Source organism: Caulobacter sp. GW821-FHT09A05 (assembly GCF_059418465.1).
In genome coordinates this window covers 1-18,354 of the sequence record NZ_JBWKPX010000035.1, presented here as the reverse complement: position 1 = coordinate 18,354, position 18,354 = coordinate 1, and the positions used below count along the sequence as shown (strand labels likewise).

Sequence of the window (18,354 nt, the reverse complement as noted above, 5' to 3'; positions counted from 1 at the left end):
GGGGCGCCCTCATGCGCTGTCCTGGCTGGCCAGCCGCGTGCGCGGCCCCGGCCGTCATGGTATCGTCGCTGCATGAACGCGCCCGTTCGCCCCTCTCCCGACCTGCCTCGCCGGCTGTTCACCACGCAGGACGTGTTCCGCATGGTCGAGGCGGGCGTGATGCAGGAGGACGAGAACGTCGAGCTGATCGGGGGGGAGCTCGTGGTCATGGCGGCCAAGAAGAACGACCACGAGATCTTCAAGAGCGTGCTGCTGGAATGGCTGGTGAAGGGTAAGGCCGACGGCCAGCGCGTGGGCGTGGAGACCACGCTCTACCTGGCCGAAATGCTGTTCGTCGAACCCGACTTGATGCTCTACCCGCGCGCTTTCAAGCCGCAGGATCTGTCGGGCGGCGATCTCATCCTGCTGATCGAGGTCAGCGACGAGAGCCTGTCGCGAGACCTGGGCCTGAAGGCCGCGATCTACGCCGACCACGGCGTGCGCGACTACTGGGTGGTCGATGTCGAGGCGCGGCGGATCATCGTCCATCGCGACCCGACGGACGAGGGCTATCGGTCGGTCCGATCGTTCGAGGCCGACGCCGAGGTGGCGGCGCTGCTGGCGCCGGAATTGCGGACGCGGCTGGCGGATTTGCTGGACTGAAACGGGGACAGGCACATGTGCCTGCCCCGGCCGTGGCGGCCCTAAGCCGCCTCGCCCTTCACTCGCGCCGCCGGATCGTAGTTGAGGATCGGCGACAGCCACTTCTCGGCCATGGCCAGGTCCCAGCCCTTGCGGCGGGCATAGTCCTCGACCTGGTCGAGATCGACCTTGCCGACGCCGAAATAGTGGCTTTGTGGGTGGCTGAAATAGAAGCCTGACACCGCGGCGCCAGGGCTCATGGCGTAGCTTTCGGTCAGGATCATGCCGGTGGCCGCCTCGGCGTCCAGCAGCTTGAACAGCGTGCCCTTCTCGGTGTGGTCGGGCTGGGCCGGATAGCCGGGGGCCGGGCGGATGCCCTGGTATTTCTCGGCGATCATCAGGTCGGTGTCGCGCAGTTCGCCCGGCGCATAGCCCCACAGCTCGACGCGGGCCTTGTAGTGCAGCCACTCGGCGAAGGCCTCGGCCAGGCGGTCGGCCAGGGCCGAGGCCATGATGGCGCTGTAGTCGTCGCCGGCGTCCTTGAAGCGCTTGACGATCTCGTCCTCGCCGTGGCCGGCGGTGACGGCGAAGCCACCCATGTAGTCGCCGCCCTGGCCGATCGGCGCGACGAAGTCGGCCAGGGCGAGGTTGGCCTTGCCCTCGGACTTGTCCATCTGCTGACGCAGGGTGAACAGGCGGGCCAGCTCGGTCGAGCGGCTTTCGTCCGTGTAGAGAACGATGTCGTCGCCATCGGCCTGGGCCGGCCAGAAGCCGACCACGCCCTTGGCCCCGAACCACGTCTCGGCCACCACCTTGTCGAGCATGGCGCGGGCGTCGCGATAGAGATCGGTGGCGGCCTGGCCGACCACGTCGTCCTCCAGGATCTGCGGGAAGCGGCCGATCAGCTCCCAGCTGGCGAAGAACGGCGACCAGTCGATGAACGGGACCAGCTCGGCCAGCGACGGCTCGAACGTGCGCGCGCCGATGAAGGCCGGCTTCGGCGGCTGGTAGCCTTCCCAGGCGATGGCGAACTTGCGCTTGCGGGCGTCGGCGATCTTGGTGCGCGCCTTGGCCGTCTGCCCACGGGCGTACTGCTCGCGGATGCGGACGTATTCGGCGCGGGTCTCGGCCTGCAGCCGGTCGCGATCGCCCGCCGACAGCAGGCCCGAGACCACGCCCACCGCCCGGCTGGCGTCCAGCACATAGGTCGTGGAGCCCGCGCGATAGGCCGGCTCGATCTTCACCGCCGTGTGGGTGCGGCTGGTGGTGGCGCCGCCGATCAGCAGCGGCATGGTGAAGCCCTGGCGCTCCATCTCCGAGGCCACGAACACCATCTCGTCCAGCGACGGGGTAATCAGGCCCGACAGGCCGATCATGTCGACCTTGTGCTTGCGCGCCTCGTCCAGGATGCGGTCGGCCGGCACCATCACACCCAGGTCGATGACCTCGTAATTGTTACACTGCAGGACCACACCGACGATGTTCTTGCCGATGTCGTGGACGTCGCCCTTGACCGTGGCCATCAGGATGCGGCCGGCCTGCTCGCGCGGCTTGCCGGTCTTTTCGGCCTCCATGAACGGTTCGAGATAGGCCACGGCCTGCTTCATGACGCGGGCCGACTTCACGACCTGCGGCAGGAACATCTTGCCCGAGCCGAACAGGTCGCCGACCACGTTGATGCCGTCCATCAGGTGGCCTTCGATCACGTGCAGCGGCCGCTCGACCGACTGGCGCGCTTCCTCCGTGTCCTGTTCGATATAGTCGGTGATGCCGTTGACCAGGGCGTGGGTGATGCGCTCGTTCACCGTGCCCTTGCGCCATTCGAGATTGGCGGTCTGGACCTGGCTCTTGTCGCCCTTGTAGCGCGGGGCCATGTCGACCAGGCGCTCGGTGTTGGAGACGTTGGTCCGCTGCGGACGGTTGAGGATCACGTCCTCGACGGCCTCGCGCAGTTCGGGGTCCAGGGTGTCGTAGACCGGCAGGTCGCCGGCGTTGACGATGCCCATGTCCATGCCCGCCTCGATGGCGTGGTACAGGAACACTGAGTGGATCGCCCGGCGCACCGGCTCGTTGCCGCGGAAGCTGAACGACACGTTCGACACCCCGCCCGAGATGCGGGCGTAGGGGCAGCGCTTCTTGATCTCGCGCACGCCCTCGATGAAGTCGACGGCGTAGTTGTCGTGCTCCTCGATCCCGGTCGCCACGGCGAAGATGTTGGGGTCGAAGATGATGTCTTCCGGTGGGAAACCCACCTTGTCGACCAGGATGCGGTAGGCCTTCTCGCAGATCTCGATCTTGCGGGCGGCGGTGTCGGCCTGGCCGACCTCGTCGAAGGCCATCACTACCACGGCCGCGCCGTAGCGCAGGCACAGCCTGGCCTGCTCGATGAACTTGTCTTCGCCCTCCTTCATCGAGATCGAGTTGACGATCGCCTTGCCCTGCACGCACTTCAGGCCGGCCTCGATCACCTCCCACTTGGAGCTGTCGATCATCACCGGCACCCGGGCGATGTCAGGCTCGGCCGCCATCAGGTTCAGGAAGGTGATCATGGCCTGCTTGGAGTCCAGCAGGCCCTCGTCCATGTTGACGTCGATGACCTGGGCGCCGGCCTCGACCTGCTGGCGGGCGACGGACAGGGCGGCCGAATAGTCGCCCTCGACGATCAGCTTCTTGAACTTGGCCGATCCGGTGACGTTGGTGCGCTCACCGATGTTGACGAAGACGGGTCTCATTGGGATGCGCTCAAGGTCGTTTGCAGGGCGGCGATCTGGGTCAGCCACGCGTCGTGGTCGTCCCCCTCCTGCCAGAGTTCGTCGAGTTCGGAGGCTGGAGCCACAACGCGCGACAGCGCCGATCGGGCCAGGGCGACGGCGCCTTGCGGCGGGGCGCCGAGGGCGGCCTTCAGCTCGCGACGATCATCCGGGAGGATCGTCGCCTCGCCGACCGCGGCCGCGACAATGGCGGCGGCGGCCACGGCCATCTGGCCTTCCGGGGCTTCCAGGTAGCCGACCGTCTTCGTGACATGATCGAGCAGTTGCAGGACCGTGCGCCAATCCGGCGCCTCGGCCAGATCATCGATGAAATCGCTGGCGTCGTCGTTGTCGAACGCCCCGACATTCCACGTTCCCATGGTCAAGCCGCCTCGGCCTTGGCGCGGGCGACCGCCAGGGCGATCTGGCCGTCCAGGAAGTCCTTGAACGCGATCCCCTGGGCCTTCAGCGACTTAGGATACAGCGAGGCGGCCGTCATGCCCGGCAGGGTGTTGATCTCCAGGAAGATCGGGCCGTTCGGCGTGACGATGAAGTCGCTGCGCGAATAGCCGCCCGCACCCACGGTCTTGTGGGCCCGCAGCGCGGCGTCCTGCATGGCGGCGTTGACCTCGGGCGCGAAGGTCGCCGGGCAGATCTCCTCGGTCGTCTTGGCCAGGTACTTGCCGACATAGTCGAAGGCCCCGTCGGCCGGACGGATCTCGACCGGCGGCAGGGCGAAGACCTGGCCGTCCTGCTCCAGCACCCCGCAGGTGGCCTCGGCCCCGGCCACGAACGGCTCGATGACATAGGCCTCGCGGGCGGCCGCGGCCTTCAGCGTTTCGAGATCGGCGGCCTGGTTGACGAAAATCAGGCCGTAGCTGGAGCCGTCGGCCACCGGCTTGGCGACCAGCTTGCCGTATTTTTCCAGCGCCGCCGGTGCGTCGGCCAGTTCGACGGTCGAGGGCGCGACCACGCCGGCCTTGGCCACGGCGGCCTTGGTGGCGATCTTGTCGAAGGCCAGGCGGCTGGACTTGGAGTCCGAGCCGGTGAAGGCCACGCCGCGCGCCTCGCACAGGGCCGCCAGGTCCCCGTTCTCGGCCGCGCCGCCGTGCATGCCCAGCACCAGCACGCGGTCCTCGGCCTTGGCCTTGTCCAACGCCGCCTCTATGCCGCCGATCGGCGCGCCCTCGGTCGGCAGGTCGATCTCGAACGGCCGCTCGTGGGCCTGCAGCACCGCGTCGCTGGCCACATAGACCCGGTCGTCGGGCGCCCAGAACCACAGGTCGGCGTCCGGCAAGGCCTTGGCCAGGGCCTTGGCGCTGGCCACCGAGACCAGGCGCTCGCGGCTCATGCCGCCGAAAAGGATGGTGGTGCGCATCGTCGGAATCTCTAGGCCAGCTCGAAGGGTTCCAGGCCCGCCAGGCGCATGGCCTTCGGACGCTCGGGGATGGCGCGGGGCGCGACGCCGCGCACCTCGTCGGCCACGTGCTTGATGTGGTCCGGCGTGGTGCCGCAGCAACCGCCCAGGATGTTGACGATGCCGTCCTTGGCCCACTCGTGCAGCTGGTGGCCGGTCTGGTGCGGTTCCTCGTCGTACTCGCCCATGGCGTTGGGCAGGCCGGCGTTGGGATAGGCCGCCACCAGGGTGTCGGCGATGCGGGCCATCTCGGCGATGTGCGGCCGCATCAGATCGGCCCCCAGGGCGCAGTTGAAGCCCACCGCGAACGGCTTGCAGTGCTTGACCGAGTTCCAGAACGCCTCGGCCGTCTGGCCCGACAGGGTGCGGCCCGAACGGTCGGTGATGGTGCCGCTGATCCAGATCGGCAGCTCTTCATGGCCCTCGTCACGCAAGTCCAGGATCGCCTTGATCGCGGCCTTGCAGTTGAGGGTGTCGGTGATGGTCTCGATCAGGAAGAGGTCGACGCCCCCTTCGTAGAGCGCCGCCACCTGCTCGCGATAGGCCTGGTAGACCTGGTCGAAGCTCACCTTGCGCGCGCCCGGATCGTTCACGTCCGACGACATCGACAGCATGACGTTCAGCGGCCCGATCGAGCCGGCGATGAAGCGCGGCTTTTCCGGGTGCTCGGCCAGCCAGCGGTCGGCGACCTGGCGGCCGATGCGGGCGCCTTCGTAGTTGATGTCGCGCACGGTGGCGGCGTCCAGGCCGTAGTCGGCCTGGGCGATGGTGGTGCCCGAGAAGGTGTTGGTCTCCGAGATGTCGGCGCCGGCCGCGAAATAGGCGTCATGCAGCTCGGCCACTAGGTCGGGCCGGGTCAGGCACAGGATGTCGTTGTTGCCCTTCATCTGGCCGTCGTAGTCGGCGAAGCGCTCGGCGCGGTAGTCGGTCTCGGTCAGCTTCTTCTTCTGGAACATCACGCCCCACGAGCCGTCCAGGATCAGGATGCGTTCCTTGGCGGCGGCCTTGAGGGCTTCGATGCGCCCGGCGCGAGTGGTGAGATCGGTCATGATCGGCTCCTGCCGGAGGATGGGGCTCCGGCCGTTCGGGTCTTTCTAGCGCTTCGCGAGGAAGCGGGACTCAATTCTGCGCGCTCGCGCCCATGTCACGGCTTTGGGGCGGCTTGCTGGCGGGCCAGCTCCTTGTCGAAGGCCGCCTCCGAAGCGGTGGCGTAGCGGACGATTTCGCCGGGATCGACGAAGGCGTTGACGTCGCCGGCCAGCATCTTCTTGCGCTTGGCCAGCAGGTTCCCCTGCTCCTCGTGGCTGGGCAGCATCACGTCGGTGGGCAACGCCTTCAGCGTGGCGAAGGTGGCGCGATAGTCGGCGACGATGGACCTGTAGGTCTTGTTGCCCACCAGCACGTTGCCGGCCACCGAGGCCGAACAGGGGAAGGTGACGTTCAGCGGCCGGTCGCGGTCGATCACCTGGGTGGTCCAGGTGGTGCAGCCGATCGTGTGGCCCGGCGTCAGGTGGGCGACCAGGATGGTCTCGCCCAGCTTCAGCTTCTGGCCGTCGCCGAACGCCTTGTCGACCTTGACCGGCGCGAACGGCGTCAGCCCGTTGGCGTTGTCGCCGAAGTGCTGGCCCTTCTTCAGGGCCGGCTCGTCCGGGCGCGAGGCCCAGACCTTGGCGCCGGTGTCGGCCTTCAGCTGGGCCAGGCCCCCGGCGTGGTCGAAATGGGCGTGGGTGTTGATCAGGACCTTCACGTCCGAGAGCTTGAAGCCCAGGGCCTGGATATTGGCCTCGATCAGCTTGGCGCCGGCCGGCGACGGACCGCTGTCCAGCAGAACGTGGCCTTCCGACGACGAAATCAGCCAGGCCGACAGACCTTCGGAGCCGACATAGTAGATGTTGCCGACCACCCGGTAGGGCCGGATCGGCTTGGACCAGTTGGCCGGATCGTCGGCATGCGCCGCGCCGGCCAGGGCCAGACTCAGGGCCGCCAGGAGGATCGCCGCCGCGCGTCTCACGCCGCCGCCTCCGCCGAGAGGGGAGCCGGCGCCGGTGCGGCCTCGCGCACGCCCAGCACGCGGCAGATGGCGTAGACCAGGTCGGCCCGGTTCAGGGTGTAGAAGTGGAAGTCGGAGAAGCCCTGCTCCTGCAGCTTGGCGCACATCTCCGAGGCCACCGAGCAGGCGATCAGCCGGCGGGTGTCGGCGTCCTCGTCCAGGCCGTCGAACAGGTTGGCCAGCCAGCCCGGCACCGCCGTCTGGCAGGCCGCCGACATCTTCACCAGGCCCTTGAAATTGGTCACCGGCATGATGCCCGGCACGATCGGGATGGTGATCCCGGCCGCGCGCACCTTGTCGACGAACCGCAGGAAAGCGTCAGTGTCGAAGAAGAACTGGCTGATGGCCAGGGTCGCGCCGGCGTCGACCTTGGCCTTCAGCACCTCGATGTCGTGCTCGATCGACGGGCTTTCGGGATGCTTCTCCGGATAGACCCCGACCAGCACGTTGAACGGCGCGATCGCGGTCAGGGCCGAGGTCAGCTCGGTGGCGTTCTTGTAGCCGTCCTCGCGCGGCACGTAGACGCCGCCGATGCCGCCCTCGCCGGGCGGCGGGTCGCCACGCAGCGACACCACGTGACGCACGCCGGTCTCCCAGTATTCGCGGATCACCTCGTCCACCTCGGCGCGGCTGGCGCCGACGCAGGTCAGGTGGGCGGCGGGCTTGAGGCTGGTCTCGTCCAGGATGCGCTTGACCGTGCGGTGGGTGCGCTCGCGCGTCGAACCGCCCGCCCCGTAGGTCACCGAGACGAAGGCCGGGTCCAGCGGGGCCAGGCGCTTGATCGCCGCCCAGAGGTTTTCTTCCATCTGTTCGGTCTTGGGCGGGAAGAACTCGAACGAGACGCGCGGACGGTCGGTGCGCTCGCCGGCGCGGGCGACCGGGCCCAGGACGCGACGAATGGGAGGAACGGTCATGCGGCGCTTCTTTCGGCGGTCTTGGCGGCGTTTCGAACCGCGGCCAGGCCGTGGGGACGACGCGCGGTCCAGATCTTGACGGTAAGGCCCTCGTCGGAGGTCGGCGGCAGGGCGATATTGGCGTCCAGGACCAGGCCGGCGGCCTCGATCCAGGCGATGATCTCGGCGTCGGCGAAGCCCAGACGGCGGTGCTGGTGGTTCTCGCGCAGGAACTCGTGGTCGTGGGGCGCGAAATCGGCGATCAGCAGCAGGCCGCCCTCGGCCACCAGGCGCGCGGCCTCGGCCACGGCGGCGGGGGGATCGCCCAGATAGTGCAGCACCTGGTGCACGGTCACCAGGTCGGCGCAGCCGCCCGGCAGGCCGGTGGCGAAGATGTCGCCGTGGCGCAGCTCGCACTGGGCCAGCCCCGCCTTGGCCACCTCGTCGCGGGCGATGTTGAGCATCTGCTGCGACAGGTCCAGACCCAGGGCCGCTCCCGCGCGACGCCCGAAGAGCGTCAGCATGCGACCCGCGCCCGCGCCCAGGTCGACCATCTCGTCGAAGGGCCCCTCGCCCGCCGCCTGCAGGATCGCGGCCTCGACCTCGGCCTCGTCGACGTACAGCGAGCGGATCTCGTTCCAGCGGGCGGCGTTGCGGGCGAAATAGGCCTGGGCGCCGGCCGCGCGCTCGGCGCGCACCAGGGCCAGCCGTTCGGCGTCGCCCCGGGCGACGGGATCCCGCGGGTCGATCAGCTCCAGGGCCCGCTCGATGACGGCGCGCCCCGGCGACTTCAGGGCCAGGCGGTAGAACACCCAGGCGCCGTCCGGGAACCGTTCGACCAGGCCGGCCTCGGCCAGCAGCTTCAGGTGCCGGGAAACGCGAGGCTGGCTCTGGTCCAGGATCCCGCACAGCTCCAGTACCGAAAGCTCTTCGGCCGCCAGCAAGGCCAGCACCCGCAGGCGGGTCGACTCGCCCGCCGCGCGCAACAGATCCACCACCTGTTCGGACGACACTTTCATGGGGACATAAAGATATCTTTATGTCCGATTTGGCAAGCTAAATCCGCTTCGGCCGTCTGGCGAGAAGACGAATCCTCCGTCCAACCATGGTGGTAAACTATGCCTCGGACGGGGCCTTCGCCGGTTCCCAGAGCTCAATCTTCACCCCAGCGGGATCGATAAGCCAGGCGAACCGCCCCATATCCTCGTCCTGCCGGCCGGTCGGCTCCACCCCTTCGGCGGCGGCCTTGGCCAGCACCCCGTCCAGGTCGTCGACGATGAAGTTGATCATGAACGGCGCCTGGGACGGTTCGAAATAGTGGGTGTCGGCCGCGAACGGCGACCAGTTCGTGCCGCCGACCCGGGTAGGCTTGAACGCGACCCCGCCCCAGTCGGACACCTCGAAGCCCAGCACCCGGGCGTACCAGGCGCCCACGGCGGCGGGATCCTCCGCCTTGAAGAACACCCCGCCCAAGCCCAGGACCTTGGCCATCCAGACCTCCCTCGGCCGAGCACGGACCCGCCCAGCCCGGCCCGAGCTTGCGGCCGGACCCGGCACGGCGCAAGCACGCCGATCAAGGCCGATAATCCGCTCGTCGCGCGGCCGGCGCGACGAGCGGGACGGACCCTAGGGTCCGGACTCAATTAGATCGTTGATTTTCAGTTGTCATCCCGGCTCTACGGTCCGCCTGGCGGACCGTAGAGCCGGGCCCCAGGGGCGAGCGCACCGCGCCAGCCCCTGGATCCCGGACAAGCGCTACGCGCTTTCCGGGATGACAACCAATGAGAGCGCCGATTTCGCTTGGGTATCACCGGCACGCAATTGAGGCCGGTCCCTAGCCATCCACCGGCGAAGCCAGGGCCTCGCCCTTGAAGAACCGGCGCAGGTTCTCGACGGTCAGCCCGACCATGGCCGGGATGCTGTCCAGGGTCGCGCCGGCGGTGTGAGGGGTCAGCACGGTGTGCGGCACGCCGGCCCAGCGCGAAGCCGGGGTCGGCTCGTGGTCGAACACGTCCAGCCCGGCCATGCCCAGCCGGCCGTCCCTGAGCGCGGCGATCAGGGCGTCCTCGTCGACCAGCGAGCCGCGGGCGATATTGACCAGCAGGCCCTGCGGCCCCAGGGCCTCGATGACCGCCTGGTTGATCATGTGACGGTTCGTGGCGTCGGGGCGGGCGCAGACCACCAGGATGTCGCTGTCCCGCGCGAGGTCCAGGAGGCTTCTGGCGCGCGGGCGCTCGGTCTCCTTGGGGCGGGGCGCCCACCACGAGACCTTCAGCTCGAAGGCCTCCAGCCGCTGGGCCACCGCCTCGCCGATATGGCCCAGGCCGACGACGCCGGCCTTGCGGCCGCGCAGGCCGTGACGGGGGCTCATCCGCTCCATGCTGGTCCAGTGGCCGCTGCGCAGCTTCTGGTCGCCCTCGACGATGCCGCGCCAGGCGGCGAGAACCAGACCCACCGCGTGGTCGGCGACGTCGGCAGCGTTGAGGCCCGTCGAATGGGTGACGGCGATGCCGTGCTGCTTGCACCAGGCCACGTCGACGCCGTCGTAGCCGACGCTGACGCACGCGATCAGGCCCAGGCGCGGCATCTCCGACAACAGGTCCTTGGCCAGCACCATCTCGCCGGCGTGGACGATGGCCCGCACCTGTCGCCCCGGCCCGTCCAGGAACGCCAGGCGGTCGGGATAGTCCCACAGCCTGTGCACCTGGTACGCCCCCTCGAGAAGCGGCTGCAGCGGCATCAGCATCTCGTGCGAAAGGGCGATGTGGGGTTTTTCGGCGGGCGTTTGGGGCATGTTTTTCTCCATCCCGGACGACGCGCGCGGCCTGGATGGACCACGCCTCCGCGATCTGTTCCTGAAAGATCGGGATCAGTTTCGCCAGATCAAGCTACTCCGGTCCCTGGCGAACGCCATGGGCCGCCAAGTCTCGGAATAGTGATCACGCAAGGGCCCGACGCCAGTCCCTGGGCGAACGCCTCGATCATCTTGGCCTCCAGGCTGACGGGGGAACCGGCCTTTCAAACCCGGTCGCGCGGACCCTGGTTCCGAGGCTTGCATAGGCCAAGCTGTGAACTGCGGCCACGCTCAGGGGTTTTGCTCAACGACGCGATCCCGTGGACGCGCCAGTTCTGGAGAAACTCCCCATGATGATCAGAACCCTCGCCGCCGGCGCCGCCCTGGCCTTGCTCGTCGCCGGCGCCGCCTCCGCCGCGCCCCAGTCCAAGGCCTCGGCCGCCGCGGCCAGCCCCAAGCAGCCGATCCCCTACAGCCAGCTCGAGGCCTATCTGAAGGCCTCGCCCAAGGTGCGGGCCAGCAAGGACTGGTGGAGCGGATCAGCCTCGACCGGCATGTCGACCGACACCTCGGCCACCGCGCCGGCCACCGCGCCCGCGACCGACACCTCGGCCTCGACGTCGACCTCGACGACCACCGACACGTCGGTGAACCCCTCGACCTCGTCGACCATGCCGTCGGAGTCCTCGACCAGCATGCCGGCCACCCCGCCGACCATGCCGGATTCCGCGACCCCGGCCCCGGGTTCGAACCTGCCCGGCTCGACCACGACGCCCGGCGCGCCGACCGAACCGAAGTAGGGCTGGCCCGAAACGACGACGGGGCGGCCCTCGCGGACCGCCCCGTCGCGTAGCCGAAACCGCGCGCTACTATCGCGCGAACTTCTGGAACTTGATGCGCTTGGGGATCAGGCTGTCGGCGCCCAGGCGGCGCTTCTTGTCTTCCTCGTACATCTCGAAGTTGCCCTCGAACCATTCGACGTGGCTGTCGCCCTCGAAGGCCAGGATGTGGGTCGCCAGGCGGTCGAGGAACCAGCGATCGTGGCTGATGACCACGGCGCAGCCGGCGAACTCTTCCAGAGCCTCTTCCAGGGCCTGCAGGGTCTCGATGTCCAGGTCGTTGGTCGGTTCGTCGAGCAGCAGCAGGTTGCCGCCGGTGGCCAGGGTCTTGGCCAGGTGGACACGATTGCGCTCACCGCCCGACAGCAGGCCGACCTTCTTCTGCTGGTCGCCGCCCTTGAAGTTGAAGCTGCCGACATAGGCGCGGGAATTGATCTCGCGCTTGCCGACGATCATCACGTCGGTGCCGCCGCTGATCTCTTCCCAGATGGTCTTGTTGGCGTCCAGGGCGTCGCGCGACTGGTCGACATAGGAGAGCTTGACGGTCTCGCCGACCTTGACCGTGCCCTGGTCGGGCTGCTCGCGGCCGGTGATTAGCTTGAACAGGGTCGACTTGCCGGCCCCGTTGGGGCCGATCACCCCGACGATGCCGTTCGGCGGCAGCTTGAACGACAGGTCCTTGAACAGCACCTTGTCGCCGTATTCCTTCTCCAGGCCGGTGACTTCCAGCACCACGTTGCCCAGGCGCGGGCCGGGCGGGATCTGGATGTGGGCGTGGGTCTGGGCGGCGCGGGCGTTCTCCTGGGCGGCGACCATTTCCTCGTACGAGGCCAGGCGGGCCTTGGACTTGGACTGACGGGCCTTGGGCGAGCTGCGGACCCATTCCAGTTCGCGGGTCAGGGCGCGCTGGCGGGACTCGGACTCCGACTGCTCCTGGACGACGCGCTTCTGCTTCTGCTCCAGCCAGCCGGAATAATTGCCCTCGTAGGGGATGCCCTTGCCGCGATCCAGCTCCAGCGTCCACTTGGTGACCTGGTCCAGGAAGTAGCGATCGTGAGTGACCAGGATCACGCAGCCCGGGAAGTTTTCCAGATGGTGCTGCAGCCAGGCCACCGACTCGGCGTCCAAGTGGTTGGTCGGTTCGTCCAGCAGCATGATGTCGGGCTTGCTGAGCAGCAGGCGCGCCAGGGCGATGCGGCGCTTCTCGCCGCCCGACAGGCTTTCGATATTGGCGTCGTTGGGCGGGCAGCGCAGGGCGTCGATGGCCATCTCGACCTTGGAGTCGATGTCCCACAGGTCGCGGGCGTCGATGATCTCCTGGAGCTTGGTCATCTCCTCCATCAGCTCGTCGGAATATTCCTCGCCGAGCTTGGCGGCCAGGGCGTTGTACTGGTCGAAGACCTTCTTGTCCTCGCAGTCGGCGATGACGTTGCCCCAGACGTCGAGCGTCGGGTCCAGCACCGGCTCCTGCGGGAGGTAGCCGCGCTTGATGCCCTCGGCCGCCTTGGCCTCGCCCGAGAACTCCTTGTCGAGCCCGGCCATCACCTTCAGCAGGGTCGACTTGCCCGAGCCGTTGACGCCCACGACGCCGATCTTGGCGTCGGAATAGAACGACAGCCAGATGTTCTCGAAGACCTTCTTGCCGCCGGGATAGGCCTTGGTCAGACCTTGCATCTGGAAAATATATTGCTGAGCCATGGGGGGCGTCGGCCTCTTCGGTATTCGGGATCGGGGGGTCGGGCGCTCAGATAGCCTCCGGGGCGGGATTCCGCAATGTTCCCGGCGGGCGCGGACAGCTGGCGGGCTGTCATTCCGCCGTCGCGGTTCCGTCGGAAACCCGACACGGAACTGTCGGCGCGCTGTCGTCGAGCGCTGTTACCGCAGCTCCCCAAGCCGGCGCCGCTCCCCCTGAGCGCCGGCGTGGGGATACGAGCATGCAACGACACCTGATGCTGGGCGGGGCCTTTTGCGCCTTGCTGTTGGCCGCGCCGCACCTGGCCCTGGCCGCCGAACCCGCCGCCGCCGCGGCGCCCGCCGACGCCGCCCCGGCCGACGCCACCGAAGTCGACGCCGTGGTCGTGCTGGGCCAGGGCCAGAGCCGGTCGGTCCAGATGCTGAACGCGCAGGCCCTGTCGCTGGAAGCGGCGGGCACCAGCCCGATCAAGGCCGTCGCCAAGCTGCCGGGCGTCAACTTCCAGTCGGCCGACGCCTTCGGCGCCTACGAGTGGTCGACGCGCATCTCGATCCGCAGCTTCAACCAGAACCAGCTGGGCTTCACCCTGGACGGCGTGCCGCTGGGCGACATGAGCTACGGCAACTACAACGGCCTGCACATCAGCCGGGCGATCGGTTCCGAGAACATCGGCACGGTCGAGCTGGCCCAGGGCTCGGGCGCCCTGGACACGGCCTCGACCTCGAACCTGGGCGGCGCGCTGAAGTTCACCTCGCGCAAGCCGTCGGAGACGTTCGGCGTCCTGGCCGCCGCGACCGGCGGTTCGGACAGCACCTGGCGCGGCTTCGTGCGCCTGGACACCGGCGTGCTGCCCAGCGGCGCCACGGCCTATCTGAGCTACTCCAAGCAGGAAGGCGACAAGTGGAAGGGCGAGGGCCAGCAGAACCAGGAGCAGATCAACTTCAAGATCGTCCAGCCGGCCGGCCCGCTGACGATCACCGCCTGGGCCAACGGCTCCAAGCGCCGTGAGAACGACTACCAGGACCTGTCGCTGGGGATGATCAAGCGCCTCGGCTACGGCTGGGACAACATCTCGGGCGACTGGGCCAAGGCGGTGCGGATCGCCGATGTCGGCAACAATCGCGGCGACTCGGGCGCCCCGCCCACCAACCCGGCGGCCGGCACGGCCTATCCCTCGCCCATCGCCACGCTGGACGACGCCTATTACGACGCCGCCGGCCTGCGGGACGACGTGATCGGCGCGGTGACCCTGGACGCCGACGTCAACGAGCACCTGAGCCTGTCGGGCACGGCCTATGGCCACACCAACAACGGCCAGGGCCTGTGGTACACGCCCTACGTCCCCTCGCCCAACGCCTACACCCCCGGCGCGACCACCAACAACGCGCCGATCTCGGTCCGCACCACCGAATACGACATCAACCGCGCCGGCGTGATCGGCTCGGCCACCCTGACGCTGGGCGCCCACAAGGTCGAGGGCGGCTGGTGGTACGAGGACAACGACTTCAACCAGGCTCGCCGCTTCTACGGCCTGGATCGGGCCGCGCCGCAACGCGACAGCCTGGAGTTCCAGTCCAACCCGTTCGCGACCCAGTGGGCCTATTCGTTCGAGACCCTGACCAGCCAGTTCCATCTGCAGGACACATGGTCGGTGACCGACGCCTTCACGATCAACGCCGGCTTCAAGTCGCTGCGGGTCAAGAACGCGGCCAACACCGTCGTGGCCCCGTCCAGCGGCGCGATCACCGGCTCGATCGTTTCCAAGGACAGCTTCCTGCCGCAGGTGGGCGCCACCTGGCGGATGAACGACAATCACGAGTTCTTCGGGTCGTACTCGGAAAACATCCGCGCCTTCGTCGCCGCGGCCACCAGCGGGCCGTTCTCGACCACCCAGGCCGGCTTCAACGCGATCCGCAACACCCTGAAGCCGGAAGCCTCCAAGACCGTCGAACTGGGCTGGCGCTTCCACAACGAGACCCTGCAGGCCGTGGTCGACGTCTATCACGTCGACTTCGAGAACCGCCTGCTGGCCACCCAGGCCGGCGCGGGCATCGTCGGCAATCCGTCGGTGCTGGCCAATGTCGGCAGCGTCGAGAGCCAGGGCTTCGAAGTGGCCGGCACGTGGCGCTTCCTGCCCGACTGGTCGCTGTTCGCGTCCTACGCCTACAACGACTCCACCTACAGCGACGACGTCCTCAACGGGGCCGGCGCCCTGGTGGCCCGCACCGCCGGCAAGAACACCGTCGACACCCCCAAGAACCTGTTCAAGACCGAGCTGTCGTACGAGCACGCCGGCTTCTTCGCCAAGGTCTCGGCCAACTACACCGACAAGCGGTTCTTCACCTACACCAATGACCAGAGCGTGCCGTCCTACACCCTGGTCGACCTGACGGCCGGCTACCGCTTCCAGGGCGAGGGCTGGACCAAGGGCCTCGAAATCCAGGCCAACATCACCAACCTGACCGACGAGAACTACGTCTCGACGATCGGCTCGAACGGCTTTGGCAATTCGGGCGACAACCAGACCCTGCTGGCGGGCGCGCCTCGCCAGGCGTTCGTGACCGTCAAGAAGCAGTTCTAGGCGGGCGACCTCGTCCGAGCGGCGAAGGGCCGGAGGGCGACCTCCGGCCCTTTTTCGTTTCCGCCCGCGAGCGGGTCGGCCTGAGGTCGCGCGCAAAAAGAAAGCCCGGCCAAAAGACCGGGCTGAAGTTCATTAGGGAGGAAACGCCCAGGAAGGGCAGAGGCGCTCGGCGCCTCACGGGCCCCTGTTACCGCTAACAGGTGGGTCATGGCAAGTGTTTCCTTCGCCACGCGGCGAGCTGACGCACCCGCCGCGCTGCCGCCGGCCCGTTTTCCCCGCCAAAAGGTCCGAACTTCCCTGCTGACAACGGCCACGCTCGTCTCTAGCGTCCCGCGCCATGATCAGACCCTCGCTCCTGGCCATCGCGGCCTGCCTCGCCCTGTCATCGCCGGTCCTGGCGGAAAAACTCACCCCCGAGCGAATCTTCGCCGACCCGGCCCTGAACGGTCCCACCGCCAAGGGCGTGGCCCTGTCGCCGGACGGCAAGCGCGTCACCTACCTGAAGGGCAAACCCGAGGCGGCCAACGTCCAGGACCTGTGGGCCGCCGACGTCAAGGGCGGCGAGCCCTACCGCCTGATCGACTCCGCGGCCCTGTCGTCGGGCGGCAAGGAACTGTCGGAGGCCGAGAAGGCCCGCCGCGAACGGGCCCGCGTCTCGGCCCGCGGCATCGTCGAGTACAGCTGGGACGAGGAAGGCCGCTTCATCCTCGTGCCGCTGGACGGCGACCTCTATCTGGACAGCGTCGCCGACGGCAAGGTCAGCCGCCTGACCGACACCCCCGGCGACGAGGTCGACGCCAAGGTCTCGCCCAAGGGCGGCTTCGTCTCCTATGTCCGCGACCAGAACCTCTACATCAAGCCCCTGAATGGGGGAGCGTCCGGCGGGGCCGAGAAGGCCCTGACGACGCAGGGCAAGGACGCCCTGTCCTTCGGCGTGGCCGAGTTCGTCGCCCAGGAGGAGATGGACCGCTTCACCGGCTACTGGTGGAACCCCAACGAGACCAGCATCGCCTATACCCGCGTCGACGAGAGCGGCGTCGACGTGATCCCGCGCGCCGACATCGGCCCGGGCGGCGCTACCGTGGTCGAGCAGCGCTATCCGCGCGCCGGCCGCCCCAACGCCGTGGTCGACCTGTTCGTCCAGGACCTGGCGACGGGCAAGACCGTCCAGATCGACCTGGGCCCGAACAAGGACATCTATGTCGCCCGCGTCGACTGGTCGGCCGACGGCAAGACCCTGTACGTCCAGCGCCAGACCCGCGACCAGAAGACCGTCGAGCTGATCGCCTACGACCCGGCCACCGGCCCTGGTCAGATGGTTGGGGGCCGGACGATCGTCACCGACACCGACGCCCACTGGGTCGAGCTTTCCGACGACTTCAAGCCGCTGAAGGACGGCACCTTCCTGTGGTCGTCCGAAAAGTCGGGCTACAAGCACCTCTACCACTACGCCGCCAGCGGCAAGCTGATCGCCCAGGTCACCCAGGGCGACTGGCCGGTCAACGCCCTGGAAGGCGTCGACGAGGCCCGCAAGGTCGCCATCTTCTCGGCCTCGATGGACACCCCGCTGGAGCGGCGGATCTACGAGATCTCCTATGCCAAGCCCCCTCAGGGAAAGAATGGCAAGCCCAAGGCCCTGACCCCGGCCGGCGGCTGGTGGACCGCCAAGGTGGCCGAGACCGGCGGCGCCTTCACGGCCGGCTACAGCGATCCGAAGACTCCACCGCAGATGGCGCTCTATGACGCGAGCGGCAAGCGCGTGCGCTGGATCGAGGAGAACCGGCTCGACGCCAGCCACCCGTACTGGCCCTACGCCGCCACCCTGCCCGTCCCCGAATACGGGACGCTGAAGGCGGCCGACGGCGAGGTGCTGCACTACGAGATCCTCAAGCCGGTCGGCTTCGACCCGGCCAGGAAGTATCCGGCCATCGTCTCGGTCTATGGCGGCCCGCACGCCCAGACCGTCAGCCGGTCGTGGCAGAAGGTCGGCGAGCGGCCCTATCTCGAGGACGGCTATGTCGTCTTCAAGCTGGACAACCGCGGCAGCGCCAACCGCTCGGCCCGGTTCAAGCGAGCCCTGGATCGCCGCATGGGCACGGTCGAGGTCGGGGACCAGCTGGTCGGCGCCAGGTTCCTGCGGTCGCTGCCCTATGTCGACGCCGACAGGCTGGGCGTGATGGGCTGGTCGTACGGCGGGTTCATGACCCTGATGCTGATGACCGCGCCCGACACCCCGTTCAAGGCCGGGGCCGCGGGCGCGCCGCCCACCGCGTGGGGCCTCTACGACACCCACTACACCGAGCAGTTCATGGGCAAGCCGGACGAGAACAAGGACGGCTACGCCGCGTCCGACGTGCTCGACCGGCTGAAGACCCTCAAGCCGAACAGCCTGCTGCTGCTGCACGGCATGGCCGACGACAACGTCATCTTCGAAAACAGCACCCGCCTGATCGCGGCGCTGCAGAAGAACGCCATCCCGTTCGAGATGATGCTCTATCCGGGCGAGCGCCACAGCGCGCCCGGCAGCAAGACCAAGGGCCTGCACGTGCTGAAGACCCATCTGGAGTTCTTCGATCGCCAGTTGAAGGGGCAATAGCCCCGGCCCTGCTTCCCCTTTCCAGCCGTCATCCCGGGCCTCGCTGTTCAGTTCGGGGACATGGCGGACACCTGTTCGGGGACATGACTGACAGGTTTGGGGTCGGTCAAGTCGATGGTG

At 68.1% G+C, this 18,354-nt stretch carries 14 protein-coding genes; 4 read left to right on the top strand and 10 right to left on the bottom strand.

Going from position 1 to position 18,354, the window contains the following annotated elements; genetic code table 11:
* The first annotated feature begins 72 nt into the window (after positions 1-72).
* On the top strand, positions 73-642 hold the full coding sequence (locus AC07NX_RS22870) for a Uma2 family endonuclease (RefSeq protein WP_494644973.1): 570 nt from the start codon (positions 73-75) through the stop codon (positions 640-642).
* A gap of 41 nt (positions 643-683) precedes the next feature.
* Here AC07NX_RS22870 and metH read toward each other — a convergent pair whose 3' ends face one another.
* The 9 genes from metH to AC07NX_RS22825 form a co-directional block, all read right to left on the bottom strand.
* Positions 684-3,353 carry a methionine synthase gene (gene metH, locus AC07NX_RS22865; RefSeq protein WP_494644971.1) on the bottom strand — a complete coding sequence of 890 codons (2,670 nt, stop codon included), beginning with the start codon at positions 3,351-3,353 and terminating at the stop codon, positions 684-686.
* On the bottom strand, positions 3,350-3,751 hold the full coding sequence (locus AC07NX_RS22860; RefSeq protein WP_494644969.1) for a DUF4259 domain-containing protein: 402 nt from the start codon (positions 3,749-3,751) through the stop codon (positions 3,350-3,352). The genes metH and AC07NX_RS22860 overlap by 4 nt, the downstream gene beginning before the upstream one ends.
* A gap of 2 nt (positions 3,752-3,753) precedes the next feature.
* A complete protein-coding gene (locus tag AC07NX_RS22855) occupies positions 3,754-4,749 on the bottom strand; it encodes a D-alanine--D-alanine ligase family protein (protein ID WP_494644968.1) in 996 nt (331 codons plus the stop codon).
* Positions 4,750-4,760: 11 nt separating this feature from the next.
* Complete coding sequence (locus tag AC07NX_RS22850) at positions 4,761-5,837, bottom strand: homocysteine S-methyltransferase family protein (protein ID WP_494644966.1); 1,077 nt, start codon at positions 5,835-5,837, stop codon at positions 4,761-4,763.
* Positions 5,838-5,932: 95 nt separating this feature from the next.
* Positions 5,933-6,799 (bottom strand): CAU/MBL1b family subclass B3 metallo-beta-lactamase, encoded by an 867-nt coding sequence (gene blaCAU, locus AC07NX_RS22845; RefSeq protein WP_494644964.1) that lies wholly within the window; start codon positions 6,797-6,799, stop codon positions 5,933-5,935.
* Complete coding sequence (metF, locus tag AC07NX_RS22840; protein ID WP_494644963.1) at positions 6,796-7,752, bottom strand: methylenetetrahydrofolate reductase [NAD(P)H]; 957 nt, start codon at positions 7,750-7,752, stop codon at positions 6,796-6,798. The genes blaCAU and metF overlap by 4 nt, the downstream gene beginning before the upstream one ends.
* The gene (locus AC07NX_RS22835) at positions 7,749-8,750 is read right to left on the bottom strand and encodes an ArsR/SmtB family transcription factor (RefSeq protein WP_494644962.1); all 1,002 of its coding nucleotides are present in this window, start codon (positions 8,748-8,750) and stop codon (positions 7,749-7,751) included. Before AC07NX_RS22835 ends, metF begins: the two co-directional genes overlap by 4 nt.
* A 97-nt stretch (positions 8,751-8,847) precedes the next feature.
* Positions 8,848-9,222 (bottom strand): VOC family protein, encoded by a 375-nt coding sequence (locus AC07NX_RS22830; protein ID WP_494644960.1) that lies wholly within the window; start codon positions 9,220-9,222, stop codon positions 8,848-8,850.
* A gap of 343 nt (positions 9,223-9,565) precedes the next feature.
* Complete coding sequence (locus AC07NX_RS22825; protein WP_494644959.1) at positions 9,566-10,525, bottom strand: 2-hydroxyacid dehydrogenase; 960 nt, start codon at positions 10,523-10,525, stop codon at positions 9,566-9,568.
* A gap of 350 nt (positions 10,526-10,875) precedes the next feature.
* On the opposite strand from AC07NX_RS22825, the gene AC07NX_RS22820 reads away from it, so the two are divergent.
* Positions 10,876-11,325, top strand: a complete 450-nt coding sequence (locus AC07NX_RS22820; RefSeq protein ID WP_494644958.1) for a hypothetical protein — start codon at positions 10,876-10,878, stop codon at positions 11,323-11,325.
* 69 nt (positions 11,326-11,394) lie between these two features.
* Here AC07NX_RS22820 and ettA read toward each other — a convergent pair whose 3' ends face one another.
* Entirely contained in the window at positions 11,395-13,062 is a 1,668-nt protein-coding gene (gene ettA / locus AC07NX_RS22815) for an energy-dependent translational throttle protein EttA (RefSeq protein ID WP_494644957.1), read from the bottom strand.
* Positions 13,063-13,298: 236 nt separating this feature from the next.
* Between ettA and AC07NX_RS22810 the strand changes: the two genes are divergently transcribed.
* Together AC07NX_RS22810 and AC07NX_RS22805 are read left to right on the top strand one after the other, a co-directional pair.
* On the top strand, positions 13,299-15,638 hold the full coding sequence (locus tag AC07NX_RS22810; protein ID WP_494644955.1) for a TonB-dependent receptor family protein: 2,340 nt from the start codon (positions 13,299-13,301) through the stop codon (positions 15,636-15,638).
* 337 nt (positions 15,639-15,975) lie between these two features.
* A complete protein-coding gene (locus AC07NX_RS22805) occupies positions 15,976-18,234 on the top strand; it encodes a S9 family peptidase (protein ID WP_494644953.1) in 2,259 nt (752 codons plus the stop codon).
* The last annotated feature ends 120 nt before the right edge of the window (positions 18,235-18,354 follow it).